The following is a 12,747-nucleotide window of genomic DNA, read 5'->3' as shown; positions in this document are numbered from 1 at the left end:
TTCAGCAGGCCCGCAACATAGCAATCTCAAAACATTCGAAAATGTGGGGGTAGATTATCGCTTACATTATATCCTCGGTCAGAGCTGCTTCGTCATCCGCCCCGCGGGGCGCCTTGCGCTGTGTCGATCGGTGCTGCCCGAGCACGCGGCAGAGCCGCCGCTCGGACACCGCCATCATCGTTCTGATGTGGTCGATACAGCGCCTTCGGCGCGCGGGGCTCAGAAGTTTCCCCGGGCAGCCTCCTGCAGGATCAGCTTGTCGAGCGTCAGGTCGGATATCGCACGGCGAAGCCGCGCATTCTCTTTCTCCAGATCTTTCATCCGCCGCGCCTGGTCGGTCTTCAGACCGCCATACTCCTTGCGCCAACGATAGTAGGTCTGCTCGCTGATCGCGATCCGCCGACACGCCTCGGCGGTCGTGGCGCCTTGCGCCAGCACAACCTCTGCTTCACGCAGCTTGCCGATAATCTCTTCCGGGCGATGCTTCTTGGCCGGCATTCATAATCTCCTTCGTCATCCAAAATATCATCAATTTTGGACCACTCAGAAGGGGGCAGATCAGAAGGCTGAACCAGTTTGTAAGGACGACCGTGGCGCGTATCCCATCATGGCCAGGGATCGAGATGTCCCACACACAGGCCGGATACATTTACGCAGACTGTGCCGCCAACCACATCTCACGCTTGCCAGACGGGGGCGGACCATACATTTTTACATCGCCTCGCATCGGGGTGATCGTGTTTCCGGTATCGCGTACTTCCACTTCCAGAAGTTCGTCTGCCCGTTCCATGATAAGTTCACCGAATCTGCGCAGGGCCTCGGCACGACCGGCGACTCCGATTCCATTCCAGGCCTCCCAACTCCCTTCCGCAGCTTCGACGGCCTTTTCGACATCACGCGCTGTACCGGCAGGAAACTTTCCAATGACTTCCTCGGTAGCCGGATCAATCGAAGAGACGAACTCCCCGCTCTCACTCTCAACGAGTTCGCCACCGATTAGCATCCTTGCGGACTTGACCATGCTTTTCATAAAATCTCCGAAAATTGCTTTTCACGGAATCGCACCAATCCGATACGGAAACAAATGCACCACGGGACAGTTACTCAGTCGGCGCGCGCGGCATATCCTCTTCCGTCAACTATTGCCTGAAGGCGTCGGGAGGTGCCCCCGCCACACCCCAGACGTCGCCTTTGTGTTCCGCCCCCCAGAACCTGGTTTCGAGGTCCTCATCGACCGGAAATTTCTGCATGTCGCCATAATATTCGACGAAGTTTCCTGCCGGATCCTGATAATAACTGAAGACATTATTCCCAGGTCCATGTCGTCCAACACCCCACGAAATTGATACACCCAGGTCCCGAAGCCTGGCAAAATTGCGCATGACATTATCAATTGAACCGACATCGAACGCGAGATGCTGAAGCCCTGCCCGTCCCGTCTTCGAGCCAACCAGCGCAAGGGAATGGTGGTCCTCGTTGCCGCATTTGAGAAAGGACATCCCCAAATGCGTCCTGTCGGTCACTGAAAAACCAAGCAAGCCATAGAATGCCTCAGAAACTGATGAGTCCGGAGTCCACAGCACGACATGCCCAATGTTCTGCGGAGCCAGACTGTCGGCAACTGCCTCGCAGGGCCGATCAGGACGCGTCGGCACGACAAGTCGGATCTGCCGGCCATCGGGATCGGTAGTTACAAGCCCGTACGCCTCGCCTGGTGCCAAATCAGCTTCGCTCAAAGCATACACTACGTGGCTAGACGTTTCGATCTTGCGCTCAAGGCTCAGAAGATCTTCACGAGTAGCGACAGTGAGGCTAATATTTACGATCCCCGGTTCGCCGCTGCTCAGGAGGAGGTTATCGTGATCGGCGCAAGCCGTCCGGAAGGCGTGAGAATCATCCCGTTCCCCCATATCCTCCAGCAGCCAGACATCACGATAGAACGCAATGGCCTCGGCATAACAAGGTACCCGCAGCGCTATGCTGTGGATGCCTGTCACGCGGGGGCGGGGCGCGATTGAACTCATTTTCAGACACTCCATTAATGCAGCACTTCAATTGGCAAAAAAATCAAAAAGTAATACCAAGCTTGATTGACTGGAAACCTTGCGCCTACCAAATTGAGCTCGATATCCCGTGCCGGATTGAATAAAAAAACGATCAAGCTGCCGCTGCCTCACCGAAACTGACGCAACGGCTCTACCCAATGCCCCATGATGTCAGATCATGGGATCCAAGGTAATCACACTCAAATAGATTCATAATAGTAAACCTCAGCACAATCATATCGGCTTTCCTTCACTTGTTGCCCAGATATCCATCATCAAATCGTTAGGCCTGATGTTCTTGTCGAGAAGCTTGTCGGCAATTTCCGAGCCCATGATTGGAAGACCATTCTTCTCAAGCAAGCCGGCCTGAACAAGAACCGATGCCTGGTCCCAATAAATATGTTCATTGTATACCTTGCCCCCCTTGAAGGAGACTATAGCAACCATGGGAACCTTCATGTATCTACCGGTCGGCTCAATACCAGGAAGAAGATAAGGTATCTCCCGGTCATGGGTAAAACACATGATCATCTCATCGACGACACGGTTTACGCCCACGGTCCTGGAAATCGATATCATCCTCGTATCTTCGGGATGAACATCAACAAAGTGGTACTTGTAGAATCTCAAAAGCATATCGTGACCAACGCCCCCCGTAAGAGTGGGAGCAATGTTGACGTAGGGATTTTCGACCATGGTCTTGAGGGTCTCAGCCGCATTCTTGGTCACGAACTCATGATAGAGATGGGTCTCCCAGATGCTCTCGATATCGAATTTCGGACCAATCGCCGAACGAATGGTCGTCAACGCCCTCGTAAACGCCAATTCTGCGGCGCTCAGATCGTAAAATGCCCGATCATCATTGGCGAAGCCATGACCAACATTTGGATACATTTTAAGAGACATATTGTCCCGGTGCGCATCTACTAAGGCTTGCATCGCCTCAAATTCAGGCTGGCAATGCTCGTCGTCGGTTCCGTAGTGGAAACTGATCGGGATATTCACCTTTTTCAGTTCGTCCACATGATTGGCAATACCAACGCCGTAATAGCTGACCGCACAATCGATATCCGTCCTCGCCGCCGCCAAGGCGGCCAGTGTCCCACCAAGACAGAAACCGACCACGCCGACCCCACCGACATGCTGTGACATCTTCCGCATGGTGCCAATGGTTGCTTCGATGTCCTTTATCGCAAGATCAGCATCGAATTTCTGATATAACTCCATTGCGCGATCAAACTCGGCGTCGCTCAATTCGACGCCAGGCTGAATTCGCCAGTACAGATCCGGAACGAGGACGACATAGCCGTCCTCGGCAAACCTATCGGCCATTCGCCGCATATGTGATGTTACGCCAAAGGCTTCATGCAGAAGGACCAGTCCTGGGCCGGTCTGATCAGGCGGCAAGGCGACATAAGCGTTGAACCTGCCGCCGTCAGCTGCTTGGATTGCTAAATTCTTCATGTGCATCTTACTCCTGCTCCCGTTGAGGAATATTACCCGGACATCCAGCGGTCACGTATCGCCTATTTTGCTAATTCCCCGCCATCAACCAGCACGACCGCCCCGGTCATAAAGGCGGCAAGGTCGGAAACCAGAAACAGCACTACTCGCGCGACGTCATCCGGTACGCCTGCGCGACCGAGCGGAAGCGAATGGGCAAAGTTGTCCAAACCTTCGGCGACTTCTGGACCGAGCTTGCGCATCTGCATTACGCCGTCAGACGTGGTCATTGTCGGAGCGACAGCAAGAACCCTGATGCCCTTTCCAGCCAATTCGACGGCCAGGCTCTTGGTCACACCAACCACTCCATGTTTGGAAGCGACATAGTGGATAGCACTCACACCCGTGTTGAAGCTGTTCGTGGAGGCAAGATTGACAATGACGCCTTGCCCCTGCATCCGCAGCGCCGCCTCGCGACCCCCGAAGAATGTGCCGCGCAGATTGATATCCAGAACCCGGCTCCAGTCATCATCAGGCAATTCGAGCGCCTTGCCCGCAGGAAAAATACCTGCGTTGTTGATCCAGATGTCCAATCGACCGGTCCTGGCAATCGCAAAGTCGCCCAGCGCCGCAATCGAGGCATGGTCGCGCACATCGACTTTGACGCCTGCATGAGGCACACTCGTTTCGGCAAGGTTCGCGGCCACAGATTGCGCCTTGCCTTCGTCGAGATCGCCAATCATGACGGCTGCACCAGCTTCGGCCAGTCGGCGAGCAATCGACTTGCCAATGCCTGCGGCACCGCCCGTAATCACGGCCGTCCGGCCAGCGAGCGAAATCAAATCACCAAGCGCAACATCAGAATAATCTTTTACCGGCATCTCTCAACTCCCCATGGGACGGGTACTACGGTAGGCTGATCGTATCAGCCTTGCCTGTGCTCGTCGGTTTCAAACACGACCTCGATGCGCCGTTCGTAAATGCGCCACCGGCCATCGGGGCAGCGCCTATAGATGTCCTTGGCATCGGCCAGCGCCACTGCCTCTGGCGGAGCTGTGTCCCGGTGCTGTGTGCGGTAGAGCGTGACGAAGCTGACGCCAAGGATCTGATCGGGGCCGTCCATCACGAAACGGAAGTTGGTGAACACATGTCGCACGCGGCGATCGGACTTGCCAGCGCTCAACCGACCGTATGCATTCACGCCTTCCCGTCCGACATACTCTGTACCGGAAGGAAGAACAAATCGCCCATCTTCAGTATAGAGTTCAGCAAGGTTTTCAGAGCAGCAGAAATCAACACGATAGGCATGCTCAGCAATCAAAGCTTCCAATTCGGCTCGAATGACGGGATTTGTAACAATATCTTCTGCATCCATTATTGCTTCCTCTGCTTTTAGACATCAGTTCGCCAAGTTGACTGAAAGCTCCCGGCGCAGTTCCACCCATCGACGACCGCAATCTCTTGAGAGTTCGGCATAGTTCTCGGGAAAATGATTATACGGCGGCCGCACCGGACCCGGGATACAGTAGTTGGCCTCGGCGATGCGCGTTTTTTCAACCTGGATGTTGTAGGACGCAAAGCCTTCCTGATCGGCCAGTATCGGCTGTATCGGTTGGTTGGCCCAAGCGATTCTTTCACCCAAGCGGTTAGCCTCGGATGTATCGTTGCGGTTAATTGCGTCAATTAGCGCCTTGGCGGGTTCCGGCCCCATGGCGGCAGCGGTGGCCCAGCACGAAGTCGTCGTCTCCGGAGAAATTTCGAAGAACTGGTTTGCAACCATGTCGCTGGGCATGAAGTGGATGCGTCCGCCCGTTTCGGCAATGTTGCGCGCCAGATCGCGAGCGTGCGACGACTTGGCGCTGACAACGCTTGGAGCATTGCGGGCAACAGCCGCCCAGAATTCCGTCGGAAACGAAAAACGGAATGCGCGCGCGTTGGCATAGACCATAACGGGAAGATCGGGAAATGCTTCGGATACATCGCTGTAGAAACCAACCGCCATGTCCAGGGTGCATGGTTGCCACATGGGCAAGCCCAGCATGGTGGCATCGGCACCTTGCGCCTTCAAGAAGCTCAAGCGGTCGAAGACCTCGTGTCCTCCAAGCGCGGTCGCCCCGACGACAAGCGGGATTCGCTTGTCTACGGTTCGGCACACACAATCCACGAATGCCCGAAAATCTGCTGCGGAAAGAGTTGCACATTCGCCGGTCGTACCAAGAATGATCAAACCATCGGCCCCGTCGCGGATCAGATTATTGACAAGCCGTTCGGTTTCGTCGAGCGCAATCGTATTTTTCGCACTAAGGGCATCTGAACCCGGCACGGCGGGCGTCGGAATGATAGCGTAAAGCCCTTTGAAATCGGATGCTTGCATTGCCTTAAGACCTTTCTAGTACTTTATCTTATATTCCCACCTGACGGCTCAATTGTATCTCACGGCCCTCTAGCGCGGATTGCCTGATGGCAAGGCACACTTCCATAGTGGCACGCGCCCAGTGTCCATCGCGAAGCAGCGGTTGTTGGCCCGCAAAGGCATCGTACATTTCATCCACAAGTCCGCTTTTGTCCGGAAAGACTTTCGGTCCGGGGATGGCAATCTCCCGGATGCCCTCACGCCCGTAATGTTCAAGTCCACGGGCCGTCTGGCGCAGATCGCCATCGCGCCCTGTTACGATTGTCACACCGAAATGAGGATGTGCCCGGCTAGCCGGATCATCGTGCGACGGGGAAGGTTTACCACCCAGTCCACGCTGGGCCTTCAGCGCCGATTCGTCGGCGCCAGCCGGAAGCGCGCTAAGGGCACGACGCGCCGATCCATTTAAGCCAGATGGCTTTGACTCACCGAGCTCGCCGACCCAGTCATGGAATTGATCCGAATCGAAGAAATCGTAACCACTGTAAACAATGACCGCCACGGCGCCCCCTTCGAACTGGAGAAACGCTGAATAGGCCCCATCAGTCGGCCTGTCCGGATCGAGAGCCCACGAGGCCGAGCGGACGCTTTCCACTTTCCCGCCTCCAAGTAAGCGCACAATGTCCACCTGATGCGGAGCCTGGTTGTAAATCGCCCCGCCGCCGCTTTCGGTTCGGAGTTCCTCGTACCGACGAGGTCGGTAAAGAAAATTAGTGTAATTGAAATTGTTGATCAATGCCAACGGTCCAATTGCACCTTCGCAAATCAAGCGCCGCATCTCGATAATTGGCGCATCAAAGGCGTGAGTATGCCCGACGACAAGAAGAACCTTGGCGTGCTCTGCCGCCTCGATCATGGCATCGCAGTCTTCCAAGGTCAGCGCCATCGGCTTTTCGACGATGATGTGTTTGCCTGCCCGGGCTGCAAGAACCGCATGTTCGCGGTGCAGTTGATGAGGGGTCGCGATATAAACGACATCAACATCTGAACAGGAGCAAAGATCCTCGGGATGCGCAAATGCTGGCGCAGAAAACTCGGTCGAGAATGCATCACGGGCATCCTCGCGAGGATCCGCACCGGCGGCGATAACAACGTGCGGATGGGTTTGGAAGCTTGGAAGCATCTGACGCGCTGCACCACCAAGGCCGATAACTCCAACGCGCATCTGCGGAGCTTGAACTGCTGGCATCGAGCTGTCCTTCTTCGGTTAAAGCCGGGCAGGGGCCGACTGGAAAGTTTCAGCGAAAAGTTCATCCACGCCGACGAGCCGCTGCGTGATTTCCTGTTCGTAAAGGAAGCGGCACAGTGCTTCTATCGTGGCGCGATTGGGTTCAACGCCATATGGCCAGAAATCCTCTCCAAAAAGTCGCTTAGTTGCAGCAACGTGATGTTGAATCCAAGGAACGCTGACAGTTGTCGGCTCGTCTATCGTCAAATCAGCCAGGCAAAGATTCTTGGCTTTTACGAATGCCTCGAACAAATTGGCCGCAATCCATGGATCACGCTCGTAAACATCCCGCCTGATAACGACCGTATGCATGATCGGAAAAATTCGGGTCTTTTTATAATACTCGCGCTCTACCGCCGGCACGTCGGCAAACAGATAGGCAAGCCGCGGATCGCCGGCCAGAAGCGCCGGTGGCACCTGCGGTGCGATCAGAGCATCTATCGCCCCCTCCAGCAGCAGGTCGTTCAAACCTCGCTCTACCTCGTGCTCGATCCTGATCTTGGGAAGGTCAAGATTGACGAGAGGTTTGCGGCCTGGCCCGGTTAACCCTCCAGTCACCCAGTTGATATCTTCCGGACCTACACCGTATTCGTGCTTGAGCAATCCCCTGGCCCAAACTGCAGCCGTCATGCCATATTCGGGAACGCCGACCCGTCTGCCTATGAGATCTTCAGGGCGCGCAATTCCAGCCGCACTGTTCACGTAGATAGCCCCATGTCGAAAAGTCCGTGCCGGGAAAACTGGAATTGCGACGAAGGGGAAGTCTCCTCGTGCGACTCTGGTTACCACCGTCGAGAACGACATCTCTCCAGTTGCAAATTCACCAGACAAGACTCTGTTAAAAGCCTCGACCGGTGTCAGGGCTGTAAAATGAAGATCTATTCCATTTACATCAACAACGCCATCATAAAGCCCCCTAACCCGGTCAGCAATATGGCCAGCGTAACTTAGGGATAGCTTACCCATTGAAATAGTTCTCCCTAATTTATTTCATTTAACCAAGAGATCAAACAAATATTGACAAAGCACCCAAGCCAAGAACAGTCGTGTCAAGGACTGCATACCTTCGCACTAGTCGCACTCCCTCATCACAGAGACGAAGATCGTCCATCCGGTTGGCGGTAAGGATTGCTGGTGCAGCGATGTCTCCGCGGTAGCAAAAAACAGCGATGTTGCTTCGCACTGACAGCAGACCACCCTCCGCACTTGCAACGCGAATATTGCTCACGAACCTTCTGGTTCGAGTCGCGGGATTTTCCGCCCAAGCAAATCGGGATTTGAGTCTTTCTACCCTTGTTCGCAGTGTGCCCATATTTTCATCGAAGTAGAAAGCAGAATGGCTGATGCCGCTTTGATCCCAATTTTCTCGGATAGTCCTGACGGGAGCTTGATAGATTATATCCGGATCAAGCATGTCGAGCCAATCCGAAAATCGTTGATCATCAAGAATTTCGGCTTCGTTTACTAGAAAGTTTGCAGATATTTTCTCCGCGAATTCAAATGATTCTTGACGGACCTGATCTAATTTATGCATCGCCCTGGAACCTTTCAATTTGATGGATCGGCGACATTACGGCCCGAACCTTTCATCCATTTAAGCCATGTCTTGTGGAAAGAGCGAAGACCGCCCTCGCCAGCATTTGAGGAATCTGCAATTCCAGGGCCGTCCCAGATCTCCTTAGGTGGCAATGGCGACATGTCTCCAAGACCCATCTGATAATTGTATCGCATATGATTCATTGCTGCGAAAATCGAACCGCCTGTGCGTGCGCCGCCCGGCCAGACAGATACATCGTCCTGCTCGAAGTTTCCGGATGGACTGAACGAACTCATCCCAATGCGGTAGGCCCGACGCTTGTATTCCTCGGATGCCTCCTTCGGAGCGAGGATCCAACTGACAATCTCCGTCTGCCGCGGGCCTTTCGGCATCCACAATCTAACAGTCAGAAAACCAGCCTCCTCCTTTCCGGATTCCTCGCTGAGGCCTATGTGCAGAAAAGAGAAATTCGGAAACAGAGTTCCATTGTGCAGAAGCGACTCCTCGGCCAGGGCAAATTGTTGCTCATTCAATGCCCCGGGACGAAAGTGGCGCTTAACTTCGGGTGGATAAGAGAAGAATGGCTTTTCACCAGGGCGCCTGCGAATGCTGACAGCATGCCCACTGATATCATGAACATGAACGCCCGCATCTGGTTTTGGTGCGCCAGCAGAAGAAAGGTCTGCTACTCCAATTTGAAGCGCGGATCGATGCGTCATCTGGGTATGGGCGCTGTCTCCACAAAAGTTTTCAGCCCCCTGTTTCCAATTTGCATCGACAAGCCAGCGATGCGGCTCGCCCAACACTTCCATTCCGCCTTCCGATAAATGGAAGTTAATATCCAGATACCAAGCATAGTCGCCAACATATTCTTCAAAGGAAGGGGCATCTTTATCCAGATTTGCGAATATAAGCCCCGAATATACCGCTACATTTGGTGCCGCATACAAACCCCAATCGCTAAGTTTAAGCTTGGCGTACCCCAAATTCCTCACTGGTACACCGGATAGTTCACCAGAATTTGTATATGTCCAACCGTGATACGGACAGACAAACATGCGGGCGTTGCCGGCCTGCACGCGGCAGACAGTAGCTCCTCGATGCCGACATGCATTCAGCAGGACCCGAACATCTCCATTGTCATCCCTGATGACGATGAAGGGATCCTCACCGATATTTCTCTGCACAAAATCGCCCCGGTTGGGGATCTCGGATTCATGCCCAAGAAATACCCAAGTACGCGTAAAAATCCGTCGAAGCTCAGCTTGATATAGGTCTGGATCGCTAAAAACTGCAGGGGCAATCAAGCCGATATCCAGATCTCTCCGAATGTCGTCGATCAACTCATCGGTCGGTGAGGCACCAAATTTGTGATTCATGATTAGCTTCTCTCTAAATCCAAGATCCGTAAGTCAAATAACTGCCGCTCGAACCTCAATCCCCCGATGTTGCGTAAAAACGCGAGAGTCACAGTTGGACGCAGAAGCCGATCACAGCGCCCGATCCCGAATGCGTGGTGCAATTCGACGATCGATAACCGGTGTATTTTTCTGCGACCAACCGCTTCCTCCGATCAGTTGGGTCCGTTTAAAAGTTATACCTCACTGAAAGCGTGTAAACCCTCGGCAATTCATAACTCACGTCAACGCACCCGCACACCGACGCGACGTCGAACACCGAGGTCTTGATCCGTTCGTTGGTCAAGTTCTCCACTCTCAGCCCAAAATTCAGCTGTTCCGAATGATCCTCCCAGCTAATTCCAGCGCCGAATTTGCTGTGCCCCACGTCCGATACTGCCGCGAAATTGCGAAGCGAAAAGAACATTTCGCTTCGATATGTCCAGTTCGCATCCCAAGTTAGAGTTCCGTTATGGAACGAATGAGAATAGCGCGCATCGAGGTTCGAACGCCATTTCGGAGTGAATGAAGGCCTTACGGTGCGGACCACTTGCTCGGTCACGTCGGTAGGAAAATTGTAGACTTTCGCATCGGTGTACGAAACCCCGGCCGTAATGTTTAACCCGCGCGCTGGAACAGCCTTAATCGAAAGTTCGCCGCCGTTCGTCTTTGAATCCCGATTTAGAACGATACCGCCGACGCCAGCGAACAAGAATGCCTGGTAATCCCTGTAGTCGTAATGGAAGATCGACAGGTTTGCCTGAAGCCTATTATCAAACCACGAGGACTTTACGCCCCCTTCAAAAGCCCAAATCACCTCTGGCTTGTAAGATAGAAGACTTGCAGGAATTGGAAGCCCGCCGGCAAGAGGAGAATTGAAGCCACCCGCTTTGACCCCCCTGTTCACGCCCGCATAAAGCAGCATATCGTTGGTCGGGCTGTAGTTGATCTGTGCTTTCATTGCCCAGAGGCCATCGTCTGACCTGCCGACAAAGGGAAGCCCGCCTGGGAGAGGCCCGATGGTGGCGAGGTAGCCTGGGTCCGTTATCTGTTTCGGATAGTACAACTCAGTCGGTCGAAGGAAAATGGTTTGCGTTACCAAAGAGCTCTTTTTCTCCTGCGTATAGCGTCCGCCTAGAATCAACTTCCATTTGTCCGCGAAGGACCAGTCGCCCTGCGCAAAAATGGAATAGGAATTGGTTTTTTGGGATGCCAGCGTGCTCAAGGATATTTGTGGATTTTCAAGGCCGATGCCAAGCGCACTGTTCGCATCAATATCAGTATGCAAGTAAAACGCGCCTGCTTGCCACTGCAGGTTTCCGGCCTTTCCATTGAGACGAAGTTCCTGGGTAAATGACCAGGCTTCATTGCCGATAGTCGGGAATATTACAGCAGTCGGTCCGGAACCGCCGTTGGAGGTTTGCAGCTTTGACAATTTCTTGTAGTCGCTGACGGACGTCAGCGTAATCGCACCCGAGATATCCCAAGTGTTTTTCAGGTTGACGCCTTCCATGTCGACATGGCCCGCCTTGTCAAAGCCGTAAGAGCTAGACGTCACCCAAGGCTTTATTCCCGTAAAACCGAAATAATCGCCGCCAGGTACCGGCCTTCCCGGAGGACCAGGCACGAAGATGCCGGTATTGTTGACGTCCCAACCGGCATCGGCACCACCAGGGCCGATCGAGAGTCTCGTCTCATTTGGGGCGATCACAACCGTATCGATCCACGTACCATTTCTATCGATGACGGAAGCGGCCTGTTCTTGCTCAAATAAACCCGCCGACATTGTTCTGCGCAAGACAAAGCCGGTGAGCTCGCTTGAAAACGACTCGCTCGGCTTGAAAAGGAGAATGCCACGCACCGCCAGCATGCGTTCGGCGCCAAGGTCTGCGCCGTCGCCCGAAAGCGGGCCCACGAAATGCTGTTCGGGGTACCTGTTGATCACGTAGGGGGAGAGCTTGAAGCCTTTTGCAGCAATCCGAAAACCAAGTTTGTCTGATATCGGTCCGCCAACTGCCCCTTCAACTGTGGTGCGCAACGGGTTCGTCGGGCTATCCAACACACCAGCTTCCAGCGAAACATAGCCGGAATACTCGTTCAGGCTCGGCTTCCTTGAAATGAACTGGATAAGGCCACCGGTTGCATTTCGGCCGAAGAGCGTGCCTTGCGGCCCTTTTTGTATCTCAACGCGCTCCAAATCCATCATCATGAAGGTCTGAGCGCCCTGGAAGGGCATATAGCCATCGTCCAGGTAAACCGCATTCGGAGACTCGACAATGTCATTGTAATCGTTCTGCGTCACGCCGCGAATGGAAAAGTGGCTCTCTGTGCCGCCACCGGCGCTAGATAGAGCGAGGCCGGGCGTGACATCAACCAATTGCGTACTTGATTGAATTCCGCGCTCGGCCAGATCGTCGCCCGTGAAAGCCTGAATGGCAATCCCGACCTTCTGAACGTTTTCCGACGTCTTCTGTGCAGTAACGATGATTTCCTCGATGCCGACAGTTCCATTGGGCTCTGCTGCTTGTTCATTGGATACTGCTGTTTGAGCAAGAGCATTATTCCCAAACGACAGAAACCCGGCAAGAGCCGTCGAATACCTGAAGTGTGAAATTTTCGACCTTACCGCCTTATCCTTAGTAACGTTCATGACATCTCCCCTTTTTATGTAAGCTTATATTTAG

The 12,747-nt window shown here is 53.8% G+C and carries 11 protein-coding genes and 1 pseudogene; all 12 read right to left on the bottom strand.

All coding sequences use genetic code 11. The features are described 5' to 3' along the window. Positions 1-64: 64 nt before the first annotated feature. A pseudogene (locus PYV00_RS09050) lies at positions 65-498 on the bottom strand (transposase); the annotation flags it as partial. Between the two features lie 151 nt (positions 499-649). Next, positions 650-1,030 (bottom strand): aldehyde dehydrogenase family protein, encoded by a 381-nt coding sequence (locus PYV00_RS09045; protein WP_275227949.1) that lies wholly within the window; start codon positions 1,028-1,030, stop codon positions 650-652. A 109-nt stretch (positions 1,031-1,139) separates the two neighbouring features. Further along, entirely contained in the window at positions 1,140-2,024 is an 885-nt protein-coding gene (locus PYV00_RS09040; RefSeq protein ID WP_160289715.1) for a VOC family protein, read from the bottom strand. A 255-nt stretch (positions 2,025-2,279) separates the two neighbouring features. Continuing rightward, entirely contained in the window at positions 2,280-3,509 is a 1,230-nt protein-coding gene (locus PYV00_RS09035) for a dienelactone hydrolase family protein (RefSeq protein ID WP_217998722.1), read from the bottom strand. A 62-nt stretch (positions 3,510-3,571) separates the two neighbouring features. Beyond that, positions 3,572-4,369, bottom strand: coding sequence for an SDR family NAD(P)-dependent oxidoreductase (locus tag PYV00_RS09030; protein ID WP_007015345.1), 798 nt, complete (start codon positions 4,367-4,369; stop codon positions 3,572-3,574). Between the two features lie 44 nt (positions 4,370-4,413). After that, positions 4,414-4,863, bottom strand: coding sequence for a nuclear transport factor 2 family protein (locus tag PYV00_RS09025; RefSeq protein ID WP_007015346.1), 450 nt, complete (start codon positions 4,861-4,863; stop codon positions 4,414-4,416). A gap of 24 nt (positions 4,864-4,887) precedes the next feature. Next, positions 4,888-5,862 carry a dihydrodipicolinate synthase family protein gene (locus tag PYV00_RS09020; protein ID WP_007015347.1) on the bottom strand — a complete coding sequence of 325 codons (975 nt, stop codon included), beginning with the start codon at positions 5,860-5,862 and terminating at the stop codon, positions 4,888-4,890. Positions 5,863-5,890: 28 nt separating this feature from the next. Beyond that, a complete protein-coding gene (locus PYV00_RS09015; protein WP_007015348.1) occupies positions 5,891-7,090 on the bottom strand; it encodes a Gfo/Idh/MocA family oxidoreductase in 1,200 nt (399 codons plus the stop codon). Positions 7,091-7,108: 18 nt separating this feature from the next. After that, on the bottom strand, positions 7,109-8,095 hold the full coding sequence (locus tag PYV00_RS09010; protein ID WP_138921542.1) for an ABC transporter substrate-binding protein: 987 nt from the start codon (positions 8,093-8,095) through the stop codon (positions 7,109-7,111). Between the two features lie 40 nt (positions 8,096-8,135). Then, entirely contained in the window at positions 8,136-8,663 is a 528-nt protein-coding gene (locus tag PYV00_RS09005; RefSeq protein ID WP_081474079.1) for an aromatic-ring-hydroxylating dioxygenase subunit beta, read from the bottom strand. A 14-nt stretch (positions 8,664-8,677) separates the two neighbouring features. Next, on the bottom strand, positions 8,678-10,045 hold the full coding sequence (locus tag PYV00_RS09000; protein WP_275227948.1) for an aromatic ring-hydroxylating oxygenase subunit alpha: 1,368 nt from the start codon (positions 10,043-10,045) through the stop codon (positions 8,678-8,680). 208 nt (positions 10,046-10,253) lie between these two features. Next, positions 10,254-12,713, bottom strand: coding sequence for a TonB-dependent receptor (locus PYV00_RS08995; RefSeq protein WP_275227947.1), 2,460 nt, complete (start codon positions 12,711-12,713; stop codon positions 10,254-10,256). Positions 12,714-12,747: the final 34 nt, after the last annotated feature.

It is taken from the genome of Novosphingobium album (ex Liu et al. 2023), from assembly GCF_029076845.1.
GTDB lineage: Bacteria > Pseudomonadota > Alphaproteobacteria > Sphingomonadales > Sphingomonadaceae > Novosphingobium.
The sequence above is the reverse complement of the archived record's forward strand: the minus strand, read 5'-3'. Positions and strand labels throughout refer to the sequence as shown.